We start from the raw sequence: 25642 nt of genomic DNA on the forward strand, positions 1-25642 counted from the left end.
CTCCGCCGAATCCATTGACGTGGTGCGGACACGGCGTGCAAGGTCTGGCGCGGCACCTTCGGCCGACCCCGCTGCAAAGGAGCAACGGACCATGCGTATCTCCCGCAGAGCCTTCGCCCTCGCCGCTGCCGCCGTCCTCGCCCTGCCGCTGAGCGCCTGCGGTTCCGGCGGGGACGACGGCGGTTCCACCGACGCCTCGGGCAAGGTCGAGGGCGACATCACCTTCCAGACCTGGAACCTGCGCGCCAACTTCAAGTCGTACTTCGACGGCCTGGTCGCGGACTTCGAGAAGAAGTACCCGGGCACCCATGTGAAGTGGATCGACCAGCCGGCCGAGGGCTACGCCGACAAGATCAGCGCGGACGCGGCCGGCGGCACGCTCCCCGACGTCGTCAACGTCTCCCCGGACCTGGTCGCCCCGCTCGCCAAGGCGGGCCTCGCCCTCGACCTCGACAAGGCGGCGGGCAAGTACAGGTCCGAGTACCTGGCGGGGGCGTGGGCCAGCCATCAGATACCGGGGACGAGCGGGACGTACGCCTTCCCCTGGTACCTGAACACCGGACCGCTGTTCTACAACAAGACCCTGTTCAAGCAGGCCGGGCTCGACCCGGACCAGCCGCCGAAGACGTACGACGAACTCTTCGCCGACGCCCTGAAGATGGCGCAGCACAGCAACGGGAAGGTCGCCACCCTCGCCAACGTGCCGACCATCGAGGACTTCGGGCGGTACGGCTCGCAGCTGATGAACAAGGCGGGCACCGGGTTCGCCTTCAACGATGCAAAGGGGGTCGAACTGCTCACCAAGTACAAGGAGTTGTACGACGCCAAGGCGCTCGACCCGCAGGCGCTGACCGCCACCCCCGAGTCCACCGGCAAGAAGTTCCTCACCGGGGCCGTCGCCATGAACCCCGGCAGCGCCCTCGACCTCGACAACTTCAAGAAGCAGGCGCCGGGCCTGTACAAGAACATCGGCATCACCGACCAGATCACCAGCACCGGGCACGTCAACATGTACGTGATGGGCGTGATGGTCAACTCCCGGACCAAGCACACCGCGGCGTCCGTCGCCTTCGCGCACTTCGTGACCGACGCGCAGAACCAGATGTCCTTCGCCAAGAAGGTCGCCATCTTCCCGAGCACCGCCGGCTCCCTCGACGACCCGTACTTCACCAAGGAGGACGGCACCGACGAGACCCGGGTGCGCATCGCCGCCGCCAAGTCGCTGAAGAACGCGGTCAACTACACGCCCGTCCTGTTCAGCGACCAGATGAAGACCGCGCTGCGCAACGAGGTGGCCAAGACGCTGCAGGGCAGGGAGAGCCCCAAGACGGCCCTCGACAACGCTGTCAAGGCCTGCGACCGGCTGCTCCGGCAGGAGGGCTGACGAACCGATGGCCGGCGTGACTCGCGTGCGGCGCCAACTGCCCACCAGCCCCTGGTTGTTCGCCGCCCCCGGGCTGCTGGTCGTCGGTGCCTTCGTGCTCTACCCGTTCGTGACGACGGTGGTCAACTCCTTCACCGACCGCCGCACCCTGATCCCGGGCCGCTTCGTCGGCCTCGCCAACTTCCGTGAACTGATCCACGACGACATGTTCTGGACCGGCCTGCGCAACAGCACCCTGTACATCGTCGGGGTGGTGCCCGCCCTCGTCGTCCTGCCCCTGCTGCTCGCCCTGCTGGTGCAGAAGAACATCCCCGGCATCACCTTCTTCCGGTCCGCCTTCTACACCCCGGTCGTCGCCTCGATCGTCGTGGTGGGGCTCATCTGGGTGTGGCTCCTCGACGAACGCGGCCTGGTCAACTCGCTGCTGGAGACCGTCGGGATCGGCCGGGTCGGCTTCCTCAGCGACCAGTGGCTGCTCCTGCTGAGCGCGATGGCGGTCACGGTCTGGAAGGGCCTCGGCTACTACATGATCATCTATCTGGCGGCGCTCGCCGGCGTGCCGCGCGAACTGCACGAGGCCGCCGCCGTGGACGGTGCCGGAGCGGTCCGCCGCTTCCTCACCGTCACCGTGCCCGCCGTGCGCTCCACGATGGTCCTGGTCGCCGCGCTCTCCTCGGTCGCCGCCTTCAAGACGTTCTCCGAGGTCTACCTGCTGGCAGGCCCGGACGGCGGCCCGGCCGGCGAGGACACCACCCTCGTGATGCTCGTCCAGCAGACCGGCACCGGACTCACCGGCCGCGTCGGCTACGCCTCGGCGCTCTCCGTCGTCGTCTTCGTCGTCACCGTCGCGTTGATGCTCCTCGTGCTGCGCGCCGACCGCAGGGACCGCCCATGAGCACCGCCCCGCCCGTGCGCGCGGCCAAGGAGTCCCGGTTCACCGACGAGCACGGGCGCCGCATCCGCTTCGGCGAACTGGCCCTGCGGTACGTACTGCTGCTGGTCGTCCTGGCCGTCACCGTCGGGCCGTTCCTGTGGCAGCTGTCCACCTCGCTCAAGGGCCCGACCGAGGACATCTTCAGCTCGCCGCCCAGCCTCCTGCCGGAACACCCCACCCTGCACAACTACCGGCGGGTCGCTGACACCATCCCCGTCTGGGACTACGCCCTCAACTCGCTGAAGGTCGCGGGCGCGAACGTCGTCACCAACTGCGTCGGCTCGGCGCTCGCCGGATACGCCCTGGCCCGGCTGCGCTACCGCGGCCGCCGGATCGCCACCCTCGTGTTCATCCTCGCGATGCTGGTGCCGGTGGAGGGCATCATCATCGCCCAGTTCACCACCATGCGCGAACTAGGCCTGAACAACACCCTGATCGGCGTCGTCCTGCCCGGCTCGATCAGCGCCATGAACGTGCTGCTGATGCGCAACGCCTTCCTCAACCTGCCGTACGAGATCGAGGAGGCGGCCTACGTCGACGGCGCCGACGCCTGGCAGCGGTTCCTGCGGATCGCCCTGCCGTCGGTGAAGGGCGCTCTCGCCGTCGTCGCGATCTTCGCCTTCATGGGCGCCTGGGACGACTTCCTGTGGCCGCTCATCGTGCTCAGCGACCCCTCCAGGTTCACGCTCACCATCGGCCTCAACTACCTGCACGGCACCTTCGCCAACGACGAACGCCTCGTCGCCGCCGGCACCGTGATCGCCGTGGCCCCGCTCATCGCCCTGTTCGCCTGCCTCCAGCGGTACTTCTTCCGCGGGGTCGGCGAAGGCGCCGTCAAAGGCTGAACGCCCCGTTCCCGCGAGGAGACCGCATGCCTCCTGCCGTGCGCTTCGGCGTCAACTACACCCCCAGCGAAGGGTGGTTCCACCACTGGCTCGACTTCGACCTCGACTCCGTACGTGCCGACCTCGACTCGATCGCCGCGCTCGGCCTGGACCACATCCGGGTCTTCCCGCTGTGGCCCTACTTCCAGCCCGACCGCACCCTGATCCGCCCCCGTGCCGTCGAGCAGCTCCTCGCCCTCGCCGACGCGGCCGCCGAACGCGGCCTGGACGTCAACGTCGACGGTCTGCAGGGGCATCTGAGCAGTTTCGACTTCCTGCCCGCCTGGACCCGCACCTGGCACCGGCGCAACCTCTTCACCGACCCGCAGGTCGTCGAGGGTGAGGCCGCCTATCTGCGCACCCTCGCCGCGGCCCTGGCGGACCGGCCCAACTTCATCGGGATGACCATCGGCAACGAGGTCAACCAGTTCGCCGCAGGACCGCATCCCGATCCGGACCGGATCAGCGAGGCGCAGGCCGGACAGTGGCTCGTACGTCTGCTGGCCGCCTGCGCCGAGGGCGCCCCCGGCGGGCTGCACCTGCACGCCTCCTACGACGCCGCCTGGTACCAGGACGACCAGCCCTTCACCCCCGCCCACTCGGCCCGTCTCGGCGAGGTCACCGCCGTGCACTCCTGGGTGTTCGACGGCACCGCCCAGCGCCACGGCCGCACCGCCCTCCAGACCGAGCAACACGCCGCGTACCTGGTGGAGTTGAGCAAGGCCTGGGCCGAGGACGCGCACCGGCCCGTCTGGCTCCAGGAGGTGGGCGCGCCCGCGCCGCTGATCCCCGCCGAGCACGCGGCCGCCTTCGCCGAGGCGACGATCACCGCCGTACTGGACTGCCCCGACCTGTGGGGCATCACCTGGTGGTGCTCCCACGACGTCAGCCGGAGCCTCGCCGACTTCCCCGAACTCGAATACGGGCTCGGCCTGTTGACCAACGACCGCAAGCCCAAGGACATCGCCCACGTCCTCGCGGCGGTCGAGTCCAGGACGGCGACGACGCGCAGCACGGCGCTCGTCGTGCCCGCCGACCCGGCCCTGCGCTCCCGAAGCGCGCCCGGCGGACGCGTCTTCGACGCCTGGTTCCGGCTCGCCGCCGACGGCGCCCGCCCCACCACCGTCCTCGACACGCGCGCGGCCGACCGGGACCATCTCACCGCGCGCGGCATCACCGAAGTCGTCACCCCCGACCAGGTTCTCCCCACCCCACAAGGAGGCACCCGCTCGTGAACCCCAGCAGACGCACCGTCCTCATCGCCGCCACCGCGGCCGCCTTTTTACCCACCCCCGCCCTGGCCGCCACCTCGAAGGCCACCGCGGCCGCCACCACGGCCACCCCGCCCTACGCGTCCTACTTCTACCCGGACTCGTTCCCCTCCGGCAGCCCGGGCACCGGCATCACCTGGCGCAGCCTGAAGGCCTGGACGGCGGCCGACGACACCGACCTCGCCTTCAACGCCGCCTCCGTGCCGCTCGCCGCCCGCTTCACCCCGACCCCCGCCAACACCACCGCCCGCTCCGGGCAGGCCCGCGTCCAGGCCCTGGTGTCCTTCGGGCCGACGTCGAGCAACCCCTCCCAGGGCTCGGCCTCCGCCGACTACTACGCCCTCACCCACTGGGCGTACCTCGACGAACTGGTCTTCTGGGGCGGCTCGGCGGGAGAGGGGCTGATCCTCGCCCCGAACGCGCCGATCGTCGACGCGGCCCACCGGCACGGCGTCCCCGTCCTCGGCAACATCTTCCTGCCGCCCACCGCCTACGGCGGCCAGCTCCAGTGGACCCGCGACCTGGCCCAGACGGACACCACCGGGCACTACCCCCTTGCGGCCCAGCTCGTCGCCCTGGCCGCCGCCTACGGCTTCGACGGCTGGTTCGTGAACGCCGAGACCAGCGGCGGCAACACCGCCCTCGGCACCGCCATGCTCGGCTTCGTCACCGAGCTCAAGTCCCTCGCGGCGGCCCGGGGACAGCGGGTCACCTGGTACGACGCGATGACCGTCAACGGCACGGTCAGCTGGCAGGGCGCGCTCAACAGCCAGAACCAGGCCTTCTTCCAGACCGCCGACGACATGTTCGTCGACTTCCGGTGGAGCTCCTCGACCCTCGCCTCCTCCGGCACGAAGGCGGTCCAACTCGGGCGCAGCCGCTACGAGTTGTGGGCCGGGGTCGACGTCGAGTCCAACGGCTCCAACACCTCCGTGAACTGGGACGCGATGGTGCCCAGCGGCTCGGCGCACATCACGTCCATCGGCTTCTACCGGCCCGAGTGGACCCGCAACCACCTCCCCGCGAGCCGTACCCCCGGCGACTTCCACGCCGCCGACGACCGGTTCTGGACCGGGCGGTCACTGGACCCGTCCCAGCCCGACAGCACGGACCCCTGGCGGGCGCCCGCGGTGTCGGTGGCGGACCGGTCGACGGTGACGGCGGTGCCGTTCGCGAGCGTCTTCAACACCGGGCACGGACTGCGCTGGTACGAGGACGGCGAGATCACCTCGGACACGGCCTGGAACCACCTCGGCCTGCAGGACCGGCTGCCGTCGCGGCGGTGGGCGGTCCGGACGGCGGGCACCAGGCCGGCCGTGACCTTCGACTTCGCGGATGCCTGGCGGGGCGGCAGCAGCGTGCTGGTCAACGGTGCGCTGGACCAGCCCGTGGTCCTGGACCTCTACGCGACCCAGCTCCCGATCACGGCACAGACGGTGGTCGAGCTGACCTACCGGACCGACTCCGGAGGCGTGGACGTCGAGCTGGCCGTGGCCACCGACGAGCCGACCGGCGCCGGTGCGGCACCGCCGTACACCTATCTGCCGGTGGACCCGGGCGACGGCTGGTTGACCGCGACCGTGCCGCTGACCGGTCTCTCCGGCACCGTCCACGCCCTAGGCGTCCGCCTCACCGTGACCGAAGGGCCCGTCCAGTGGCGGCTCGGCGCGATCGCCGTACGGGAGGCGCCGAGCACCCCCGCCGCTCCCGCCGACCCTCAGATCACCGCGGCCGACGGCGGCAGCCTGCGCCTCGCCTGGGACGCCGCGCCCGGCGCCGTGCGGTACTACACCCTGCACCGGCTGCTGGCGGACGGCACCCGGCGCTTCCTCGGCGCCACCGGCCAGCAGGCCTATTTCCTGACCGGTCTCCAGCCGGAGCAGGGTGAGGCGACGGCACGGTTCGAAGTGCGTGCCGTAGGGGAGCTGTACACCTCGTCGGACCCCGTGACCGTCACGCACACCTGGTAACCGGTAACGAACAAACGGAGCACCCCACATGCATGACGACCGCAGCCTGATCGAAGCCCGCCTCAAGCGCGTCCTCGACGAGCGCATCCGTCCCGCCGTGTACCCCGAGTCCGTGCCGCTCGACGTCGCGGTGTGGCACGCGCCCGGCGAGCCCGTGCCGGTCGCCGAGGGGCTCGCGGCCGAGCCCGAGCCGATCGCGGTGGGCGCCCGGTGGGGTGCTCCGTGGGGCACCAGCTGGTTCCGGGTCACCGGGACCGTGCCCGCCGAGTGGGCCGGCCGGACCGTGGAGGCCCTCCTCGACCTCGGCTTCGACGAGAACATGCCCGGCTTCCAGTGCGAGGGTCTCGTCTACCGGCCCGACGGCACGCCGGTGAAGGGCCTCAACCCGCGCAACCAGTGGGTCCGCGTCGGCGCCCCCGTGGCGGGCGGCGAGGAGGTACGGCTGCACGTCGAGGCCGCCTCCAACCCCGTGATCCTCGACTACCACCCCTTCCGGCCCACCTGGCTCGGTGACAAGGACACCGCCGGACACGAGCCGCAGTACACGCTCACCCGGATGGACCTCGCAGTCTTCGACGAGACCGTGTGGCAGCTGGTGACCGACCTGGAGGTGCTCGGCGAGCTGATGGCGGAGCTGCCGGCCGACGCACAGCGCCGGTACGAGATCCTGCGCGCTGTCGAGCGGGCCCTGGACGCCGTCGACCTCCAGGACGTGGGCGGCACGGCGGCCCGGGCGCGTTCGTGTCTCGCCGAGGTCCTCGCCGTCCCCGCCGCGCACTCCGCCCACCGGATCAGCGCGGTCGGGCACGCGCACATCGACTCGGCGTGGCTGTGGCCGCTGCGTGAGACTGTGCGCAAGGTCGCCCGCACCACCGCCAACATGACCGCCCTCATCGAGGACGAGCCCGACTTCGTGTTCGCCATGTCCCAGGCCCAGCAGTGGGCGTGGGTGAAGGAGCACCGGCCCGAGGTCTGGGCGCGGGTGAAGAAGGCCGTCGCGGAGGGGCGGTTCGTGCCGGCGGGCGGGATGTGGGTGGAGTCGGACACCAACATGCCCGGTTCGGAGGCGATGGCCCGTCAGTTCGTGCACGGCAAGCGGTTCTTCCTCGACGAGTTCGGCATCGAGAACGACGAGGCCTGGCTGCCCGACACCTTCGGCTTCGCCGCCGGGCTCCCGCAGATCATCAGGGCGGCGGGCTCGACACGGCTCCTCACCCAGAAGATCTCCTGGTCCCAGACGAACAGGTTCCCGCACCACACCTTCCAGTGGGAGGGCATCGACGGCACCCGGATCTTCACCCACTTCCCGCCCGTCGACACCTACAACTGCTCCATGACGGGCAGCGAACTCGCCCACGCGGCCCGCAACTTCAAGGACAAGGGCCGCGCCAGGCACTCCCTCGCGCCGACCGGCTGGGGCGACGGCGGCGGCGGCACGACCCGCGAGATGGTCGCCAAGGCGGCCCGGCTGCGCAGTCTGGAGGGCTCGGCGGCCGTCGTCTGGGAGACCCCGGCCGACTTCTTCGCCAAGGCCGAGGCCGAATACCCCGACCCGCCCGTGTGGGTCGGCGAGCTCTATCTCGAACTGCACAGGGCGACCCTCACCAGCCAGGCGAAGACCAAGCAGGGCAACCGGCGCAGCGAACACCTCCTGAGGGAGGCCGAACTGTGGGCCGCGACGGCCGCGGTGCGCACCGGATTCCCGTACCCCTACGAGGACTTGGACCGGATCTGGAAGACGGTCCTGCTCCACCAGTTCCACGACATCCTGCCGGGCTCGTCGATCGCCTGGGTGCACCGGGAGGCCAGGGCGACGTACCAGCGGATCGCGGCCGAACTCGACGGCATCGTCGACGCGGCCCAGCGGGCGCTGGCGGGGGAGGGCGACCGGCCGTTGCTGTTCAACGCGGCGCCGCACGGCCGGGGCGGAGTCCCCGCCGGGGGCGCGGGGCCGGAACAGCCGTTCGGAGAGGTGACGGTCTCGGACCGGCCCGAAGGCGGACACGTCCTCGCCAACGGCCTTCTGCGCATCGAGATCGACGCCCGGGGTCTTGTCGTGTCCGCCTACGACCTCGACGCCGACCGCGAGACCATCGCCCCCGGCACGGCCGCCAACCTGCTCCAGCTCCACCCGGACTTCCCCAACATGTGGGACGCCTGGGACGTCGACGCCTTCTACCGCAACGCGGTCACCGACCTCACGGACACCGACGAGCTGACGGCCGGCGCGGACGGCCGGTCCGTGCGGGTCGTACGGTCCTTCGGCTCCTCCCGGGTCACCCAGGTGCTGTCGCTGCCGCCCGGGGAGCGCCGCCTGCTGATCGACACGGAGGTCGACTGGCACGAGACCGAGAAGTTCCTGAAGCTGGCTTTCCCGCTCGACCTGCACGCCGAGCGGTACGCGTCCGAGACCCAGTTCGGGCACTTCCACCGCCCCACCCACACCAACACCTCCTGGGAGTGGGCCAAGTTCGAGGCCTGCAACCACCGCTTCGTCCAACTGGAGGAACCGGGCTGGGGCGTGGCGGTCGTCAACGACTCGACGTACGGCCACGACGTGACCCGCAAGGTCCGCACGGACGGCGACCGGGGTACCACGACCACGGTCCGGGTCTCGCTGCTGCGCGCGCCCCGCTTCCCCGACCCCGAGACCGACCAGGGCATCCACCGCTTCCGGCACGCACTCGTACCGGGCGCGGGGATCGGCGACGCGGTGCGCGAGGGCTGGCGGATCAATCTGCCGGAGCGGAGGGTCACCGGCGCCCACGAGGTCGCCCCGCTGGTGACGGTCGACAACGACGCGGTCGTCGTCACGGCGGTGAAGCTGGCCGACGACGGCAGCGGCGACCTGGTGGTCCGGTTCCACGAGGCCCACGGCGGCCGGGCGCGTGCCACGCTGACGGCGGGCTTCGAGGTGGCGGACGTGACGGTGACCGATCTCCTGGAGCGGCCGTCCGGCACACCGGCCCCGGGCCGGACGGGCGGCGCGGTGTCGCTGCGGCTGCGGCCCTTCGAGCTGATGACCCTGCGGTTCCGGCGGGCCTGAGGCGGCGGAGCGCACGGCCGACCGGGACTGCCGGCCGTGCGCTCCGAACCCGCCTTCGGCCGCCGGTCTCTCCTTCCCGGCGGCCCCGCACCTCAGGGGACGAGTGCGTCAAGGACCGGGCCGGCTCCGCAGGGCAGGGACAGCGCTCGGTCGCCGAGGTCGGACGGCACCTCGGGATGATCGGGGTTCACCCGCACGAGCCGGGCCCGCGGGGTACGGCGCACCAGGTTCTCCATCGGCAGCCGGATCACCCCCGGGGTGTTGAAGCCGGCGCCCGTCTCCAGGACGAGCAGCCTGCTGTCCGCGGGCACCGCGCCGAGCCACTCGGACAGCCGTCGCCCCGCGGGAAGGTAGGGGTCGTCGACGAACTCGGGGCCGACCCGGACATTGGGAAAGACGGCGGCACCGCAGCGTGGGCACTGCGGCAGCGCGGCCGGGTCGGTCACTCGCCCGCTCTCACGGTCGTACACCGCGAGGATCCGGTCGAAGTACGGCTTGCTCGGCCAGGTCTCACGTGTGCAGGGAACCGTGCACTGCAGGCGGCCGTAGTCGCCCTGGGGGGTGAAGACCCGGTCCGCGGCGAAGCCGTTGCGGGCGAAGAGTGCGTCGACGTTCGACGTCATGACCCAGTGGTCGCGGTCGCCGACCAGTGCCCGCAGCCGCTGGTAGAGGTCGTTGGGGCCGGGACCGTGGCGGATGTCGTCGATGTGGACGGCCCAGTAGCCCCACATCATGTCCGCAGGCAGCGGGACGCCCAGCAGATAGCGCGACCGCAGCCCCAGCCGGTGCAGCGCCGGCAGCAACTCGCGGAAACGCTCGGCGTCCCCGTAGTCGAAGCCGGCGGCCGCGCTGAGCCCGGCGCCCGCCGCGACCAGGACCCGGTCGGCCTCTCCCAGCCAGGAACGCAGTGTCCCGACCGCGTGCGGCGCGGAGGTGTGGGTGTTGCTCGTGGAACTCACGATTCCTCGGTTCCTTCCGGTTAGCCTGAAGACCTGATGGTCAAAAAACGACACGCCGCCCCGCGGGAGATCCCCGAGCTTCCGTTCGCCGCACCTGTGGGTACTCCCGCGGGTGCCGAGGTCATGTCGCTGGCCGAGCTGCGCAGCCGCGTGTCACAGCCCGCCCTCGCCCGGCCCCAGCGTCCCGACTTCCACCAACTGCTCACCCTCACCTCGGGCGAACACCGGCAGACCGTGGACTTCACGGGCTACACCCTGCGGCCGGGTTCCTGGCTGTGGGTCCGTCCCGGGCGGGTGCAGCAGTGGGGGGACCTCACGAACGCGGACGGCGCGCTGATCCTGTTCCAGCAGGACATGCTGGACGCCGCCACCGCGGCGGCCGCCCGGGTCGACGACCCGTACGCGCCCGTCGTCGCCACCCCGGGCCCCGACGACGCACAGGCGCTTGAGCTGGCCGCCGGGCATCTGAAGCACGAGTTCCAGGCGTTCGGGCAGCTGCCGCTGGAGGCGCACACGGCGGCCCTGCGCCACCTGCTGGCGGTGCTGGTGCTGCGGCTGGCCCATCTGACGGTTCCGGCCGGCGGCCCCGCACCGGAGCCCGACGAGACCTATCTCCGCTTCCGTGACGTCGTCGAGCGGAACTTCACCCGCACCCGGCGGGTGGAGGACTACGCCCGGATCCTCGGCTATTCGGCACGCACGCTGGCCCGGGCCACGCTGAACAGCGCCGGGCTGAGCGCGAAGGAGTTCGTCGACCGCCGCGTCGTACTGGAGGCCAAGCGCCTGCTGGCGCACAGCGACCGGACCGCCGCCCAGATCTCGGACCAGCTCGGTTTCGTGAACCCCTCCCAGTTCAACAAGTACTTCCTGCACCGGGTCGGCCGGTCCCCGATCGACTTCCGCGACACAGTCCGCGGTCGCCAGGCCCCTCATGAACCGACGGACGGTCAGAACGGGTAGCGGGCCTGCCGGGCCGCGACGGTCACCCAACGGGTGTTGGAGAACGCCTCGATGCCCCACCGCCCGCCGAACCGGCCGTATCCGGAGGCCTTGACGCCGCCGAAGGGCGCGTGCGGCTCGTCCGCCACGGACTGGTCGTTGATGTGCACGATCCCGGTGCGGACGCGGCGCGCGACGGCCAGGCCGTGGGTCGCGTTCTCGGTGATGATGCCGCAGGTCAGACCGTTCTCGGTGTCGTTGGCGAGAGCGATCGCGGTGTCGTCGTCGGTGAACGTCTCGACGACACACACCGGACCGAAGGCCTCCGCGTAGTAGAGCTCGGCGCTCCTGGGCACGTCGGTCAGCACGGTCGCCGGATGCACGGTGCCCTCCGGCCGGCCGCCGCCCGTGAGCACGGTGGCACCCGCGGCGACCGCGTCCCGGACCAGACCCGCGACGCGCCTCGCCGCGGACGGGCTGACCAGCGGGCCCACGACCGTCTGCGGGTGGCCCGGGTCACCGGCCCGGAGCGCGGCGGCCTTCGCGGTGAACTTCTCCTTGAACTCCTCGGCGAGCGAGGCGTGCACGAGGACGCGGTCGGCCGACATGCAGATCTGGCCCGAGTTCATGAACACGCTGAACGTCACGGCGTCGACGGCGTAGTCCACGTCGGCGTCGGCGAGGACGATCACCGCGTTCTTGCCGCCCAGTTCGAGGACGGCCGGCTTCACATGGTCGGCCGCGTGCATGCCGATGATGCGGCCGACGTTCGTGGAGCCGGTGAAGTTCACGGCACGCACCCGGGGATCCGCTATCAGCGTCTCCGCGATCCGGGCGGCGTCCTCGCGGTCGTTCGTGACCACATTGAGAACCCCGTCGGGCAGACCCGCTTCGCGCAGCACGTCGGCGATGAGCAGTCCGCAGGCGATGGGCGCGTCCTCGCTCGGCTTGACGACCACCGTGTTGCCCGCCGCCAGAGGACCCGCGACGGCCCGCATACCGAGGATGACCGGAGCGTTCCACGGCGCGAACGCCGCCACCACGCCCAGCGGTTCGCGCACGGCCAGCCCCAGCACGCCCTCCTCCTGGGCACTGAGGACCTCGCCACGCGGCGCGGTGACCGCGGCGGCCGCCTCGCGCAGGATGTCGGCCCCGAGGCGCGCGTTGAAGTGCGCCCAGGGGCGCGTTCCGCCCGCCTCGCGGGCCATGGTCTCGACGACCTGCTCGGTCCTGGAGTCCAGCAGGTCGGCGGCTTTGAGGAAGACCGCCCTGCGGGCGAACGGGGTGCCCGCCGCCCACTGCGCGAAGGCCGCGTCCGCGGCGTCCACCGCCCGCGTCACGTCCTCCGGGCCGGCCGCCGGAACGGTCGCGTAGACCTCGGCCGTGTAGGGGTCCATGTCCTGGGTGGTACGGCCGGAGAGGGCTGGCACGTCCTTGCCGTCGATCAGCATGTCACGGGTGACGGGCATGGTGAGTTTCCTTCGGTACGGGGGTGCGGGAGGTGCACGGCAGCCACGGGCGGCCGGGGAGCCCAGGCCGGGGCCGACGGCCGACGACCGGCCGGGGTGCGGGTCAGGCGGCTGTGCCGAGGGCTCTGCGGTAGGCCGTCTCGTCGTCGGCCTTGAACACGGTGAACACGATCCGGTCGAACCGGTCGGGGTGTGCGGCGAGCCAGTCGGCGACGGTGCGCAGGGCGACCCGGGCGGCCTCGTCCTTGGGGTACCCGAAGACGCCGGTGCTCACGGCGCAGAAGGCCAGGGTGCGGATCGTCCCCACCTCGGCGGCGAGGTCGAGGCAGGCTCGGTAGGAAGCGGCCAGCGCCACCGCGTCCCCGGTACGGGGCCTGCCGTCGGTGATCGGGCCGACGGTGTGCAGGACGTGACGCGCGGGCAGGTGGTGTCCCCGGGTGATCTTGGCGGTTCCCGTGGGCTCGGCGGTGCCCTGGAGCGCCATGACGGTCTCGCAGTCGTCCCGCAGCCGAGGGCCGGCGGCGCTGTGGATGGCGTTGTCGATACAGGGATGGAGCGGCCGGAAGCAGCCGAGCAGGGCGCTGTTCGCGGCGTTGACGATCGCGTCCGCCGCGAGCGTGGTGAGGTCGCCCCGCCACAGCGCGGTGTGCCGCGCCGCCCGGTACGAGGTTCGGGGGAACTCCTCGGCGATCGAGGGAAGTCGCCGGACCGCGACGGTGGGCCGCAGCCGGCGTTCCGCACCGAGGACGGCGTCGAGCAGCTCGGCGGCGGCGCCGGGCAGCGGACCGGGAGGACGGACCGTGAGCAGGGCGCGCAGGAGTCGCCGGGCGGTGGCCGCGTCGGCCGTGCCGGGGTCGAGCAGGGAACCGGCGCGCAACCCGAGCCGGGACACGGCCGGGTCCGCGCTGAGCATGCGCAGCACGGTACGCACCTGGTCGTCCAGCCGGTCGGCGGGTGCCGGGGCCGCCGCCGGACGGAACGGCTCGTCGAGGCCTATCGCCTCCCGGTAGGCGGCCAGGGGGAGCACCGGGCGAGGGGCACCCGGCTCGGCAAGGCCGTCGGGCGGGAACAGGGAGAGGGGCATGGCAGGCTCCGGAACGGACGTCGGCAGAACGCAGCTGTCTGGCGGGGGGCGAGGAGACGGCAGGGCGGCGCGCGGCGCCGTCAGGCAGGGATGCGCAGCACCGGTTTGACGACTTTTCCGCTCGCCGCGTCGGCTGCGGCGTCGTTGATCTCGTCGGGTGAGTAGAAGCGGATCATCCGGTCGTAGGGCAGGCGCCCCGCCCGGTACAGGCCGACGAGGGACGGGACGAAGCGGAGCAGGTCGCTGTCGCCCTCGGTGACGCCCCGGACAATGCGCCCGTTGAGCAGGAAGTTGACGTCGAAGGTGCCGTCGGTACCGACCGGGGGCGCCCCGACCACGGCCACGGTTCCCCGAACGGCGAGCGAGTCGGTGGCCTGCCGCAGCAGGGCGGGAACGCCGCTGCTCTCCAGCGCGTGGGTCACGCCCCGGCCCGCCGTGATCTCCTTCAGCCGCGCGGGAACGTCCTCCTCCGCGCCGTCGACGACATCGGTCGCCCCCAACTCCCGGGCGAGGTCGAGGCGCGAGGGCACGATGTCGACGGCGATGACCCGGGCAGCCGGGGTCAGCGCGGCTGCCATGACCGCGGACAGCCCCACCGCCCCCGCGCCGAAGACGGCGACCGCGTCTCCGGGGCCGGGACGCAGTTCGTTGAGCACGGCGCCCGCGCCGGTCTGCACACCGCAGCCGATGGGGGCGAGCAGCGCCAACTCGTCCTCGTCACCGGCCTCGACCGGTACGACACTGCGCTCGTCGACCACGCAATGGCGGGCGAAGGAGGACTGGCCGAAGAAGCGCCCGCCCAGCGGGGTGCCGTCGGCGGTGCGGATCGGCGTACTGCCGTCGGGCCGGGCACCGGCGAAATTGCGCGGGACGAAGGTGTCGCAGTAGCCGGGATGGCCGTGTTCGCAGGCCTCGCACCGGCCGCAGGAACTGAAGGAGAGCAGCACCTTGTCACCGACGCCGACCCGGGTCACTCCGGAGCCGACGGCTTCCACGACACCGGCCCCCTCGTGGCCGAGGACGGCGGGCAGCGGGGTGTGGAGCTTCTCGTCCCGGACAGCGAGGTCGGTATGGCAGATTCCCGCGGCCACGACACGCACGAGGACCTCGTCCGGCCGGGGGTCCTCCAGCAGGACCTGCTGCCAGACGAACCTCCCCGAGCCGGGATGGACCACCGCTGCTCGCGTCTCGGTCATGGTCGCGCCTTCCTGCCGGTGAATGCGTGGGAGGCGGCGCATCACCCCGGGCGCCGCGCCGCGCTCCCAACCTAGGAGCCAGGTCGGCGAGGGAGGTGACGCAATCGTGACGCCCTATGGTCAGAATCCGACAGCATGGGCGGACGGGGCCGGTCGTCCGTAGCGGCGGACGCCGGCCGGGCACACCGCACGGGACGGCCTGTCAGGCGCCCAGCTGACTCCGCAGCCATTCCTCCACCTCACCCACATGCGCGGCCGCCGCGGCCCTCGCCGCCTCCGGGTCCCGGGCGACCAGGGCCCGGTGGATCGCCGCATGCTCCCGGCGCGTCCGCGCGAACGCCCCCTCCTCCTCGTACCCGCGCCACACCCGGGCCCGGAAGGTCCGCGACGACAGCCCCTCCAGGATCGCGGCCATCGTGTCGTTCCCCGCGGCGCCCGCGATCACCCGATGGAACGCGAGGTCGTGCGCGAGGATCTCCTCGGGATCGTCCGTCGCGTTCATGGCCGTGAGGTGCTTCTCCACCTCGGCCAGCTGGTCGGGCGTGATCCGCGCCGCGGCCAGCGCCGTCGCCGTCGACTCCAGTACCCGCCGCACCTCCAGCAGCTCCACCACCTGCGGCCCGCGTGACAGATCGGCGACCACACCGAACGTCTCCAGCAGGTCACCCGCCTCCAGCTGGGTGACGTAGATACCGGAGCCGTGCCGGGCCTCCAGGACGCCCAGGACCGTCAGCGCGCGGATCGCCTCGCGCATGGAGCTGCGGGACATGCCCAGCTGGACGGCGAGGTCCCGTTCCGTCGGCAGCCGCTGGCCCGGCTCCAGCCGGCCCTCCGCGATCATCGCCTTGATCCGCTCGATGGCTCGCTGCGTCACCGTGCCCTTCTGCGGAGCACCAACGCCGTTCTGTGCTTCCCCGGTGTCCGCCACGCCACTCCTCCTGTCGCCGGTGCGCCGAAGTCTAACCAGCGAGGTGGTCGGACCACTATGGCTCGTTCGACGGCTCATCGACGGAAAATTAGCGTCTGCAGGGTGTTGAATCCGCTGAGTGGTCTGATAAGTATGCCGTCATCTGCTCGAACACGCTCGATGAGGAGCTGCCAAGATGCCCGGCAGAACACTGAGGAAGCGGAACAGGTCCCGGATCACCGGTGCGACGGCCCTGGCCGTCGGCGCCTCGCTCGTGCTCGCCGCCTGCGGCAGTACGAACGACACCGGCAGCGGCAGTGCCGGGGGCGGTGGCACCGGCAAGGTCGGGGTGATCCTGCCCCTGCTGACCTCGCCGTTCTGGCAGTCGTACAACGACTACGTGCCCAAGATGGCGAAGTCCGAAGGCGTGGACGCGCTGAAGACGGTCAACTCCAACAGCGACCCCTCGCAGCAGATCACCGACATCAACAACGAGCTCAACCAGGGCGTGAAGGGCCTGGTCGTCGCGCCGCTGGACAGCGCGGCCATCGAGGCGGGCCTGGACCAGGCCCAGCGCAAGGGCGTGCCGGTGGTCGCCGTGGACGTGGCGCCCGACAAGGGCAAGGTCGCCATGGTGGTGCGCGCCGACAACGTCGCCTACGGCACCAAGGCCTGCGACTACCTCGGCCAGCACGTCACCAGCGGCAAGGTCGTGCAGATCATGGGCGACCTGGCCTCGGTCAACGGCCGGGACCGCTCCGAGGCGTTCCGCTCCTGCGTGAAGCAGAAGTACCCGAAGCTCAAGGTCCTGGAGATCCCCGCCAAGTGGGAGTCCGACACGGCCGCCGCCCAGCTGAGCACCCTCCTCAACGCCAACCCCGACATCAAGGGCATCTACATGCAGGCCGGCGGTGTCTACCTCGCCCCGACCCTGCAGACCCTGAAGTCCAAGGGCATGCTCAAGACGGCCGGGCAGAGCGGGCACATAGTGATCGTCTCCAACGACGGCATCCCGCAGGAGTTCGACGCCATCCGCAAGGGCCAGATCGACGCGACCGTCTCCCAGCCCGCCGACGCCTACGCCAAGTACGGCATGTACTACATCAAGGCGGCGATGGAGGGGAAGACGTTCAAGCCCGGTCCGACCGACCACGACTCCACGATCGTCAAGCTGGCGAGCGGGATCCTGGAGGACCAGCTCCCGGCGCCCCTGGTCACCAAGGACAACGTGGACGACCCGAAGCTGTGGGGCAACACGGTCAAATGATCACGCCACTCGTTGAGGCCCGGGACATCGTCAAGCGGTACGGCCCCACCGTCGCCCTCGCCGACGGCCGGCTCACCGTCCTGCCGGGCGAGTCCCACGCCCTCGTCGGCCGCAACGGCGCCGGCAAGTCCACCCTGGTCAACGTCCTCACCGGCCTCCAGGCCCCGGACGAGGGCACGGTCCGCTTCGACGGCGAACCCGCGCCCCCGCTCGCCGACCGCGATGCCTGGCGGCGCAAGGTGGCCTGCGTCTACCAGAAGCCGACCGTCGTACCGGAGCTGACGGTCGCCGAGAACCTCTTCATCAACCGGCAGCCCCTGCACCGGGGTTTCATCAGCTGGCGCCGGCTGCGCGGCGAGGCGGCCGCGCTTCTCGACACCTGGGACGTCCGCGTCGACCCCGAGGCGCGCACCGCCGACCTCAAGGTCGAGGACCGCCAGATGGTCGAGATCGCCCGCGCGTTGAGCTTCGGCGCCCGGTTCATCGTCCTCGACGAGCCGACCGCCCAGCTCGACAACCGGGAGATCGAGCGGCTGTTCAGCCGGATGCGGGCCCTCCAGGACTCGGGTGTGACCTTCCTGTTCATCTCGCACCACCTCCAGGAGGTGTACGAGGTCTGCCAGACCGTCACCGTGCTCCGGGACGCCCGCTGGATCATCACCGCCCCCGTCGCCGACCTGCCCAGGGCCGCCCTGGTGGAGGCGATGGCGGGGGAGGCGGTGACCGGGCAGGAGCAGCGGCCGCGGGACGCGGTGGCCGCCGAGGCGCCCGTCGTCCTCAGCACCAGCGGGCTCACGTCGGAGTCGTACGACGGCATCGATCTCACCGTCCGCAGCGGCGAGGTCGTCGGCCTCGCCGGGACCAGCGGCAGCGGGAAGATCGAACTCGCCGAGACCATCGCCGGGTTGCGTACCCCGACCGGCGGAACCGCACAACTGCAACAGAAACAGCTGCCGTTCGGCGACGTGCGGGCCGCGCTCAGGGCCGGCGTCGGCTTCGTCCCCCGGGACCGGCACGAACAGGGCCTGGTCTCCGGCATGAGCATCGGCGACAACGCCACCATGACCGTCCTTGACCGGCTCGGCCGCGGCGGATTCGTCGGCACCGACCGCAAGCGCGGCTTCGCCACCGGGCTCATCGAACGCCTCGACATCCACGCCGAGGGCCCCGAACAGCCCGTCTCCGACCTCTCCGGCGGCAACGCGCAGAAGGTCGTCATGGCCCGCGCCCTCGCCTCCGACCCCCGGCTGCTCGTCCTGGTCAACCCCACCGCGGGCGTCGACGTGAAGTCCAAGGAGTCCCTGCTGGCCCGCGTGGACAGCGCCCGTGAGGACGGCACCGCCGTGCTGGTCGTCTCCGACGAACTCGACGACCTGCGCCGCTGCGACCGCGTCCTCGTCCTCTTCCACGGCCGGATCGTCGCCGAACACCCGGCCGGCTGGCACGACCACGAGCTGATCGCCTCCATAGAAGGAGTGGACTCCATGCCCGAAGGAGTGGACCATGGCTGAGACCAAGGCCCCGGTGTTCACCCCGGTGCGCTCCCCGGACCCGCGCGCGGCCCGTACCGTCCTGCTGCGCCGGGCCCGTGAACTCGCCCTCGTCCCCGCGCTGTTGCTGCTCATGGTGCTCGGCGCGGTGGTCAACGACTCGTTCCTCACCGAGCGCAACCTGATCTCCATCCTCGGCGCCTCCGCCGCCCTCGCGATGGTGGTGCTCGCCGAGTCGCTGGTCCTGATCACCGGCAAGTTCGACCTCTCCCTGGAGTCGGTCGTCGGCATCGCGCCCGCCGTCGGCGCCCTCCTGGTGCTCCCGTCGGCCGAGTCCGGCTGGGGCACCGAACTCCCCGCCGCCCTCGCCATGGTGGCGATCCTGGTCGTCGGCGCGGCCGTCGGTGCCTTCAACGGGATCCTGGTCGTCAAGTTCAAGCTCAACGCGTTCATCGTGACGCTCGCGATGCTGATCGTGCTGCGCGGCGTGCTGGTCGGCGCCACCAAGGGCAAGACCCTGTTCGGCATGCCCGACAGCTTCTTCACCCTGGCCACCTCCACCTTCCTCAGCGTCCCCATGTCGGTGTGGCTGGCCGCGGTCGCCTTCGCGGTCACCGGGCTCGTGCTGAGGTACCACCGGGTCGGCCGTGCCCTCTACGCCATCGGCGGCAACGCCGACGCGGCCCGCGCCGCCGGCATCCGCGTCGACCGCGTGATGCTCGGCGTGTTCGTGGTGGCCGGTGTCCTCGCCTCGGTCGGCGGGATCATGCAGACCGGTTACGTGGGCGCGATCAGCGCCAACCAGGGCAACAACATGATCTTCACCGTGTTCGCCGCGGCGGTGATCGGCGGCATCAGCCTGGACGGCGGCAAGGGCACCATGTTCGGCGCCCTGACCGGCGTACTCCTTCTGGGTGTCGTACAGAACCTGCTCACCCTGGCGCAGGTGCCGTCGTTCTGGATCCAGGCCATCTACGGCGGCATCATCCTCGTCGCCCTCATGATCGCCCGTGTCACCACGGGACGGGCCCAGGACTGATCGACCCGCGTCCAGAACCTCCCCCGACGGAAAGGCAATCCGTGTCCCCGAGCCCCGGCCCCTCCAGTCGCGTCATCGCGCTCGAAACCCACGACATCCGCTTCCCCACCTCGCGCGAGCTCGACGGCTCCGACGCGATGAACCCGGACCCCGACTACTCGGCGGCCTACGTCGTCCTGCGCACCGACGCGGGCGACGGGCACGAGGGGCACGGGTTCACGTTCACCATCGGGCGGGGCAACGACGTCCAGGTCGCCGCGATCGACGCGCTGCGGAACCATGTGCTCGGCCGCCCGGTCGCCGATCTCTGCGACGACCCCGGAACCCTCTACCAGGACCTGATCGGCGACAGCCAGCTGCGCTGGCTCGGCCCCGAGAAGGGCGTGATGCACATGGCGATCGGCGCGGTGGTCAACGCCGTCTGGGACCTCGCCGCCCGCCGCGCCGGAAAGCCGCTGTGGCAGCTGCTGGCCGACGCCGAGCCCGAGTGGATCGTCCGCCAGATCGACTTCCGCTACCTCACCGACGCCCTCACCCCCGAGGAGGCCCTGGCCATCCTGCGCCGGGGCCGCGAGGGCGCGGACGAACGCCGGGCCCGCCTCCTTGAGCGCGGCTTCCCCGCCTACACCACCTCGGCCGGCTGGCTCGGCTACGACGACGAGAAACTCACCCGGCTCGCCGCCCAGGCGGTCGCCGACGGCTTCCGGCAGATCAAGCTGAAGGTCGGCGCCGACCTGGACGACGACATCCGGCGCTGCCGGGTCGCCCGCGCCGTCGTCGGACCGGACATCCGCATGGCCGTCGACGCCAACCAGCGCTGGAACGTCGACGAGGCGATCCGCTGGACCAAGGCCCTCGCCGAGTTCGACCCGTACTGGATCGAGGAGCCCACCAGCCCCGACGACATCCTCGGCCACGCGGCGATCCGCCGGGCGGTCGCCCCGGTCAAGGTCGCCACCGGCGAACACGTCCAGAACCGGATCGTCTTCAAACAGCTGCTCCAGGCCGGTGCCCTCGACATCGTCCAGATCGACGCGGCCCGGGTCGCCGGCGTCAACGAGAACCTCGCCATCCTGCTGCTTGCCGCCAAGTTCGGCGTGCCGGTCTGCCCGCACGCGGGCGGCGTGGGACTGTGCGAACTCGTCCAGCACCTTTCGATGTTCGACTACCTGGCCGTCTCCGGCACCACCGAGGACCGGGTCATCGAGTACGTCGATCATCTGCACGACCACTTCCTCGATCCGGTGGTGATCCGGGAAGGTCATTACGCGGCACCCACCGCACCGGGCTTCTCGGCCGCCATGCGACCGGAGTCCGTCGCGGAGTACACCTATCCCGGCGGCACCTTCTGGGCCGCCGACCCCGCAACACAGAAGGGACAGGCGGCATGACCGACTTCGAGGGTCTGAGGGCCCTGGTCACCGGCGGCGCCTCCGGGATCGGGCGGGCCACCGCCGAGCTGCTCGCCGGGCGCGGCGCCCAGGTCGCCGTCCTCGACCTCGACCCGTCCTCCGTCGAGAAGCCGCTGCTCGGCTTCCGGGCCGACGTCACCGACGACACCTCGGTCCGGACGGCCGTGGAGAGCGCGATGGAAGCTCTTGGTGGCCTCGACATCCTTGTCAACAACGCCGGCATCGGCGCCCAGGGCACGGTCGAGGACAACGACGACGACGAATGGCGCCGCGTCTTCGACGTCAACGTCCTCGGCATGGTCCGCGCCGCCCGCGCCGCCCTGCCGCACCTGCGCCGCTCGGAGCACGCCGCGATCGTCAACACCTGCTCCATCGCGGCCACCGCGGGCCTGCCGCAGCGTGCCCTGTACAGCGCCACCAAGGGCGCCGTCTACTCGCTCACCCTGGCCATGGCCGCCGACCACGTCCGCGAGGGCGTCCGCGTGAACTGCGTCAACCCCGGTACGGCGGACACCCCGTGGATCGGCCGGCTCCTCGACCGGGCGTCCGACCCGGCTGCCGAACGCGCCGCCCTGGAGGCCCGCCAGCCGTCCGGGCGCCTGGTCTCCGCCGCCGAGGTCGCCGGTGCCATCGCCTACCTGGCGAGCCCGCTGTCCGGCGCGACCACCGGCACCTCCCTCGCCGTCGACGGCGGCATGCAGGGCCTCAGGCTGCGGCCGGTGGGCCGGTGAACGCCCTCGGCCGCAGCGGCGTCCGGGTCAGCCCCCTGGGCCTCGGCGCCGCCGTGATCGGCAACCTCTACACCGAACTCCCCGACCAGCAGGCGCACGACACGGTCACCGCCGCCTGGCAGCAGGGCATCCGCTACTTCGACACCGCCCCGCACTACGGCCTGGGGCTGTCCGAGCGGCGGCTGGGCGAGGCCCTGCGCCAGTACGACCGGGATGCGTACACCCTCTCCACCAAGGTCGGCCGCCGGCTGGAGCCGGGGCCCGGCGACGGCGACGACCTCGCCCACGGCTTCGCCGTGCCCGACACCCTCCGCCGGGTCTGGGACTTCACCGACGACGGCATCCGCCGCACCCTGGAGGCCAGCCTGGAGCGGCTCGGCCTCGACCGGGTCGACGTCGTCTACCTGCACGACCCCGACGACCACGCCGAAGAGGCCTTCCGCGAGGGCTACCCGGCCCTGGAGAAGCTCCGCGCCGAGGGGGTCGTGGGCGCGATCGGCGCCGGCATGAACCAGACGGCCATGCTCACCCGGTTCGTGCGCGACACCGACGTCGACGTGGTGCTGTGCGCGGGCCGCTACACCCTCCTCGACCAGAGCGCCCTCGCCGACCTCCTCCCCGCGGCCGAGGAGCGCGGCACCTCGGTGGTGATCGGCGGCGCCTTCAACTCCGGCCTGTTGGCCGATCCGAAGCCCGACGCCACCTACAACTACGCCCAGGTGTCCGACGAGCTGCTGTCCCGTGCCCTGCGTCTCAAGGCGCTCGCGGAACAGCACGGCACCACCCTGCGCGCCGCCGCCCTCGCCTTCTGCGCGGCCCACCCGGCCGTGGCCAGCGTCCTGGTCGGTGCCCGCTCCGCGGCCGAGATCGCGGACGGGGCACGACAGTTCGCCACCCACGTCCCCGCCGCCTTCTGGCAGGAGCTGCACGCCACCGGCCTGCTGCCCGCCGACACCCCCGTACCCGGGGCGGACCCGTCATGAGAGTGGCCCTGCACACCAAGGTCCACGCGGACCGCGTCGCCGCGTACGAGGCCGCCCACCGCGAGGTCCCCACCGAACTCACCGACGCCATCCGGGCCGCCGGCGCCACCTCCTGGACCATCTGGCGCAGCGGCACCGACCTCTTCCACGTCCTGGACTGCGCCGACTACGGCCGCCTCCTCGCCGAGCTGGCGAAGCTCCCGGTCAACGTGGCCTGGCAGGCCCGGATGGCCGAGCTTCTCGACGTCGTCCACGACTACTCCGAGGCAGGCTCGGAGGCCGGCCTGCCCGTCGTATGGGAGCTGCCATGACGATCGACGCCCACCACCACGTCTGGGACCTCTCGGTACGCGACCAGGACTGGATCACCGGACCCGAGCTCCAGCCGCTCCGAAGGAACTTCACCGTCGAGGACCTCGAACCCGAGGCGGCGGCGGCCGGGGTCACCCGCACGGTCCTCGTCCAGACGATCACCGTCCCCGAGGAGACCCCCGAGTTCCTCGCCCTCGCCGACACCCACGACCTGGTCGCCGGGGTCGTCGGCTGGACCGATCTCACCCGCCCCGACATCGCCGAAGAACTCGCCCGCCTGAGCGAACTCCCCGGCGGCGCCTACCTGAAGGGCATCCGCCACCAGGTCCAGGGCGAACCCGACCCGGAATGGCTGCTGCGCCCGGACGTCGGCCGGGGGCTGACCGCGCTCGCCGACGCCGGCCTGGTCTACGACCTCATCGTCCAGCCCCACCAGCTCCCGGCCGCCGTCAAGGCCGCCGAGACCCACCCGCGACTCACCTTCGTCCTGGACCACCTGGGCAAGCCCCCCATCGCCGCCGGCACCCGCGAACCCTGGGCCTCCGCCGTCCGCGCCCTCGCCGCCCTGCCCAACACCGTGTGCAAGCTCTCCGGCATGGTCACGGAGGCCGACCCCGCCTCCTGGACCGTCGACGACCTGCGCCCGTACGCCGACACGGTCCTGGACGCCTTCGGCCCGGACCGCCTGATGTTCGGCTCGGACTGGCCGGTGTGCGTCCTGGCCGGGACGTACGGCGAAGTCTTCGACGCGGCGACCCGGTTGATCGCTCCGGCCGACCGCACCGCCGTCTTCGAGACCACCGCCGCCCGCGTCTACCGCCTCTGAGCGGCCGCCGCCAGCCGCGTCGGCGGCAGGAACTCCCGCACGTACGTCCGCTCCCAGCACGCGCCCGTCTCCCGAAGCTCCCGCCAGCTGGTGTAGCGGTAGCGGAAGAGGCGGGCGCGGACGAAGCGCGGGGGCTCGTCGGGCGGGAAGGGTGAGCGGCGCAGCAGCCGCAGCGTGTCGCGGTCGTTCTCCAGGAGGCGTTCCACCAGGCCGCCGAACCAGTCCCCGGCGTACGCGGGGGAGAGGGCGGCGAACCACATCAGCCAGTCCAGGCGCAGGTGGTAGGGCGCGAACTGGCGGGGCCAGTAACGAGGATCGCCCGGCTTGCCCTTGAACTCGTACTCCCGCCAGTCCGAGTCCTCGCGCGGTGTGCCGTCCAGCGTGCCCTCGACCACCACCTCGTAGCGGACCCGGCTGACGGTGCCGAAGGCGCCGTAGGTGTTGACCAGGTGGAGCGGGTCGAAGGAGCGGTTCATGACCTGCCGGCGGGAGACCATGTTCAGCACCGGGTGGTAGCTCAGGTAGAGGAGCAGCGCGGCCACGGCGAGGACGACCACCTCGTACCAGAGCGGGGTGGGTGGTGCCGCACGACGGTTCGTGGGGAGGCGGAGCGCCGACAGGGCCAGCACGATGGCGATCCAGTTCAGCCAGGAGAAGTTGCCGGAGACCACCAGCCAGAGCTGGGTGAGGATCATCAGGGACGCGGCCGCCGTCGCGATCGGCTGCGGGGTGAACAGCAGGACGGGGACCAGCAGCTGGGTGACGTGGTTCGCGGCCACCTCCGCCTTGTGCACCGGCCCCGGCAGGTGGTGGAAGAACCAGCTCAGCGGGCCCGGCATCGGCTGGGTCTCGTGGTGGTAGTGGAGGCAGGTCAGCTTGCGCCAGCAGGCGTCCCCGCGCATCTTGATCAGGCCCGCCCCGAACTCCACCCGGAACAGGATCCAGCGCAGCAGGAAGAGCACGACGACCGGCGGGGCCACCTCGTCGTTGCCCAGGAAGACGGCGAGGAAGCCGGTCTCCAGGAGCAGCGACTCCCAGCCGAACGCGTACCACGTCTGGCCGACGTTGACGATCGAGAGGTACAGGGCCCAGGGGATCAGCCACAGCACCATCCCGGCCCACAGCGGGAGTTCGCAGTCCGCTCCCGCCAGCAGTGCCGCCGACACCGCGCAGCCCGCCCAGGCGCAGCCCGCGAAGAAGCGGTCCGAGTAGTGCAGATAGAAGAGGCTCGGCGCCCGCCGGAAGGGGACCCGGGCGACGAACCTCGGGATCGGCAGCATCCCGCGCTCGCCCAGCAGGGCCCGGAACTGCCGCGCCGCCACCAGGAACGCGACGAGGTACACGCCGGCCAGAGCCCGCTGGAAGACCAGCCGGCTCAACCAGTACCCGGGTGCGGTGAACCAGTCCACGGCCGTGCGCTCCTGACTCTCTCCATTGTGCGGCCCCCGGATCGGCGGGGTCCTGTCACCCTGTGTACCGCGCCTGCCCGCTTGCGTAACCCGAGCGAGTGAAGCAGACAATAGGGGAGAAATTGCCCGA

The 25642-nt window shown here is 71.5% G+C and carries 21 protein-coding genes; 15 read left to right on the plus strand and 6 right to left on the minus strand.

Annotation, left to right across the window (positions count from 1 at the left end; all coding sequences use genetic code 11):
* Positions 1 to 91 precede the first annotated feature (91 nt).
* Genes SSP29_RS41060 through SSP29_RS41085 form a run of 6 tightly spaced genes read left to right on the plus strand, consistent with a single transcriptional unit; the run spans position 92 to position 9489 of the window.
* Positions 92 to 1384: an ABC transporter substrate-binding protein gene (locus SSP29_RS41060; RefSeq protein WP_089106046.1), complete on the plus strand. Its 1293-nt coding sequence runs from the start codon at positions 92 to 94 to the stop codon at positions 1382 to 1384.
* A 7-nt stretch (positions 1385 to 1391) separates the two neighbouring features.
* The gene (locus tag SSP29_RS41065) at positions 1392 to 2279 is read left to right on the plus strand and encodes a carbohydrate ABC transporter permease (RefSeq protein WP_089106047.1); all 888 of its coding nucleotides are present in this window, start codon (positions 1392 to 1394) and stop codon (positions 2277 to 2279) included.
* Positions 2276 to 3163 carry a carbohydrate ABC transporter permease gene (locus tag SSP29_RS41070; protein ID WP_089106048.1) on the plus strand — a complete coding sequence of 296 codons (888 nt, stop codon included), beginning with the start codon at positions 2276 to 2278 and terminating at the stop codon, positions 3161 to 3163. Before SSP29_RS41065 ends, SSP29_RS41070 begins: the two co-directional genes overlap by 4 nt.
* 26 nt (positions 3164 to 3189) lie before the next feature.
* Positions 3190 to 4437 (plus strand): glycoside hydrolase 5 family protein, encoded by a 1248-nt coding sequence (locus SSP29_RS57315; protein WP_089106049.1) that lies wholly within the window; start codon positions 3190 to 3192, stop codon positions 4435 to 4437.
* Complete coding sequence (locus SSP29_RS41080; RefSeq protein WP_089106050.1) at positions 4434 to 6443, plus strand: endo-beta-N-acetylglucosaminidase; 2010 nt, start codon at positions 4434 to 4436, stop codon at positions 6441 to 6443. The genes SSP29_RS57315 and SSP29_RS41080 overlap by 4 nt, the downstream gene beginning before the upstream one ends.
* A 28-nt stretch (positions 6444 to 6471) precedes the next feature.
* The gene (locus tag SSP29_RS41085; RefSeq protein ID WP_089106051.1) at positions 6472 to 9489 is read left to right on the plus strand and encodes an alpha-mannosidase; all 3018 of its coding nucleotides are present in this window, start codon (positions 6472 to 6474) and stop codon (positions 9487 to 9489) included.
* 92 nt (positions 9490 to 9581) lie between these two features.
* On the opposite strand, the gene SSP29_RS41090 is transcribed toward SSP29_RS41085, so the two are convergent.
* The gene (locus SSP29_RS41090) at positions 9582 to 10448 is read right to left on the minus strand and encodes an SIR2 family NAD-dependent protein deacylase (RefSeq protein ID WP_089106052.1); all 867 of its coding nucleotides are present in this window, start codon (positions 10446 to 10448) and stop codon (positions 9582 to 9584) included.
* Between the two features lie 36 nt (positions 10449 to 10484).
* Between SSP29_RS41090 and SSP29_RS41095 the strand changes: the two genes are divergently transcribed.
* Positions 10485 to 11408: a helix-turn-helix domain-containing protein gene (locus SSP29_RS41095; RefSeq protein ID WP_089106053.1), complete on the plus strand. Its 924-nt coding sequence runs from the start codon at positions 10485 to 10487 to the stop codon at positions 11406 to 11408.
* On the opposite strand, the gene SSP29_RS41100 is transcribed toward SSP29_RS41095, so the two are convergent.
* The 4 genes from SSP29_RS41100 to SSP29_RS41115 all read right to left on the minus strand — a co-directional run bounded on the left by SSP29_RS41100 (position 11396) and on the right by SSP29_RS41115 (position 16064).
* The gene (locus SSP29_RS41100; RefSeq protein WP_089106054.1) at positions 11396 to 12856 is read right to left on the minus strand and encodes an aldehyde dehydrogenase family protein; all 1461 of its coding nucleotides are present in this window, start codon (positions 12854 to 12856) and stop codon (positions 11396 to 11398) included. The genes SSP29_RS41095 and SSP29_RS41100 overlap by 13 nt on opposite strands.
* Before the next feature lie 103 nt (positions 12857 to 12959).
* Positions 12960 to 13940, minus strand: a complete 981-nt coding sequence (locus tag SSP29_RS41105) for a macro domain-containing protein (protein ID WP_089106055.1) — start codon at positions 13938 to 13940, stop codon at positions 12960 to 12962.
* A gap of 80 nt (positions 13941 to 14020) precedes the next feature.
* Positions 14021 to 15136, minus strand: coding sequence for an NAD(P)-dependent alcohol dehydrogenase (locus SSP29_RS41110; protein WP_089106056.1), 1116 nt, complete (start codon positions 15134 to 15136; stop codon positions 14021 to 14023).
* 202 nt (positions 15137 to 15338) lie between these two features.
* On the minus strand, positions 15339 to 16064 hold the full coding sequence (locus tag SSP29_RS41115) for a FadR/GntR family transcriptional regulator (RefSeq protein WP_089106057.1): 726 nt from the start codon (positions 16062 to 16064) through the stop codon (positions 15339 to 15341).
* A gap of 175 nt (positions 16065 to 16239) precedes the next feature.
* On the opposite strand from SSP29_RS41115, the gene SSP29_RS41120 reads away from it, so the two are divergent.
* From SSP29_RS41120 to SSP29_RS41155, 8 genes are read left to right on the plus strand one after another with little or no spacing between them, the layout of a single operon-like run.
* Positions 16240 to 17310 (plus strand): sugar ABC transporter substrate-binding protein, encoded by a 1071-nt coding sequence (locus SSP29_RS41120; RefSeq protein WP_089106058.1) that lies wholly within the window; start codon positions 16240 to 16242, stop codon positions 17308 to 17310.
* Positions 17307 to 18821, plus strand: a complete 1515-nt coding sequence (locus SSP29_RS41125; protein ID WP_089106059.1) for a sugar ABC transporter ATP-binding protein — start codon at positions 17307 to 17309, stop codon at positions 18819 to 18821. The genes SSP29_RS41120 and SSP29_RS41125 overlap by 4 nt, the downstream gene beginning before the upstream one ends.
* Positions 18814 to 19839: an ABC transporter permease gene (locus SSP29_RS41130; protein ID WP_089106060.1), complete on the plus strand. Its 1026-nt coding sequence runs from the start codon at positions 18814 to 18816 to the stop codon at positions 19837 to 19839. The genes SSP29_RS41125 and SSP29_RS41130 overlap by 8 nt, the downstream gene beginning before the upstream one ends.
* Before the next feature lie 41 nt (positions 19840 to 19880).
* A complete protein-coding gene (locus SSP29_RS41135) occupies positions 19881 to 21230 on the plus strand; it encodes an L-fuconate dehydratase (protein ID WP_089106061.1) in 1350 nt (449 codons plus the stop codon).
* The gene (locus tag SSP29_RS41140; RefSeq protein WP_089106062.1) at positions 21227 to 21982 is read left to right on the plus strand and encodes an SDR family NAD(P)-dependent oxidoreductase; all 756 of its coding nucleotides are present in this window, start codon (positions 21227 to 21229) and stop codon (positions 21980 to 21982) included. The genes SSP29_RS41135 and SSP29_RS41140 overlap by 4 nt, the downstream gene beginning before the upstream one ends.
* Entirely contained in the window at positions 21979 to 22965 is a 987-nt protein-coding gene (locus tag SSP29_RS41145; protein WP_089106063.1) for an aldo/keto reductase, read from the plus strand. Before SSP29_RS41140 ends, SSP29_RS41145 begins: the two co-directional genes overlap by 4 nt.
* Positions 22962 to 23276, plus strand: a complete 315-nt coding sequence (locus SSP29_RS41150) for an L-rhamnose mutarotase (protein WP_089106064.1) — start codon at positions 22962 to 22964, stop codon at positions 23274 to 23276. Before SSP29_RS41145 ends, SSP29_RS41150 begins: the two co-directional genes overlap by 4 nt.
* Complete coding sequence (locus SSP29_RS41155) at positions 23273 to 24103, plus strand: amidohydrolase family protein (protein ID WP_089106065.1); 831 nt, start codon at positions 23273 to 23275, stop codon at positions 24101 to 24103. The genes SSP29_RS41150 and SSP29_RS41155 overlap by 4 nt, the downstream gene beginning before the upstream one ends.
* On the opposite strand, the gene SSP29_RS41160 is transcribed toward SSP29_RS41155, so the two are convergent.
* Entirely contained in the window at positions 24091 to 25512 is a 1422-nt protein-coding gene (locus SSP29_RS41160) for a lipase maturation factor family protein (protein WP_089106066.1), read from the minus strand. The genes SSP29_RS41155 and SSP29_RS41160 overlap by 13 nt on opposite strands.
* Positions 25513 to 25642 lie beyond the last annotated feature (130 nt).

Source organism: Streptomyces hyaluromycini (genome assembly GCF_002217755.1).
GTDB classification, from domain to species: domain Bacteria; phylum Actinomycetota; class Actinomycetes; order Streptomycetales; family Streptomycetaceae; genus Streptomyces; species Streptomyces hyaluromycini.

Bases quoted from the DNA above. Each gene is read 5' to 3' on its own strand.
- SSP29_RS41105 (WP_089106055.1), bottom strand. From the start codon at position 13,940: ATGCCCCTCTCCCTGTTCCCGCCCGACGGCCTTGCCGAGCCGGGTGCC.
- SSP29_RS41070 (WP_089106048.1), top strand. From the start codon at position 2,276: ATGAGCACCGCCCCGCCCGTGCGCGCGGCCAAGGAGTCCCGGTTCACC.
- SSP29_RS41110 (WP_089106056.1), bottom strand. From the start codon at position 15,136: ATGACCGAGACGCGAGCAGCGGTGGTCCATCCCGGCTCGGGGAGGTTC.
- SSP29_RS41155 (WP_089106065.1), top strand. From the start codon at position 23,273: ATGACGATCGACGCCCACCACCACGTCTGGGACCTCTCGGTACGCGAC.
- SSP29_RS41120 (WP_089106058.1), top strand. From the start codon at position 16,240: ATGCCCGGCAGAACACTGAGGAAGCGGAACAGGTCCCGGATCACCGGT.
- SSP29_RS41125 (WP_089106059.1), top strand. From the start codon at position 17,307: ATGATCACGCCACTCGTTGAGGCCCGGGACATCGTCAAGCGGTACGGC.
- SSP29_RS41065 (WP_089106047.1), top strand. From the start codon at position 1,392: ATGGCCGGCGTGACTCGCGTGCGGCGCCAACTGCCCACCAGCCCCTGG.
- SSP29_RS41130 (WP_089106060.1), top strand. From the start codon at position 18,814: ATGGCTGAGACCAAGGCCCCGGTGTTCACCCCGGTGCGCTCCCCGGAC.
- SSP29_RS57315 (WP_089106049.1), top strand. From the start codon at position 3,190: ATGCCTCCTGCCGTGCGCTTCGGCGTCAACTACACCCCCAGCGAAGGG.
- SSP29_RS41100 (WP_089106054.1), bottom strand. From the start codon at position 12,856: ATGCCCGTCACCCGTGACATGCTGATCGACGGCAAGGACGTGCCAGCC.
- SSP29_RS41095 (WP_089106053.1), top strand. From the start codon at position 10,485: ATGGTCAAAAAACGACACGCCGCCCCGCGGGAGATCCCCGAGCTTCCG.
- SSP29_RS41150 (WP_089106064.1), top strand. From the start codon at position 22,962: ATGAGAGTGGCCCTGCACACCAAGGTCCACGCGGACCGCGTCGCCGCG.
- SSP29_RS41140 (WP_089106062.1), top strand. From the start codon at position 21,227: ATGACCGACTTCGAGGGTCTGAGGGCCCTGGTCACCGGCGGCGCCTCC.
- SSP29_RS41085 (WP_089106051.1), top strand. From the start codon at position 6,472: ATGCATGACGACCGCAGCCTGATCGAAGCCCGCCTCAAGCGCGTCCTC.
- SSP29_RS41060 (WP_089106046.1), top strand. From the start codon at position 92: ATGCGTATCTCCCGCAGAGCCTTCGCCCTCGCCGCTGCCGCCGTCCTC.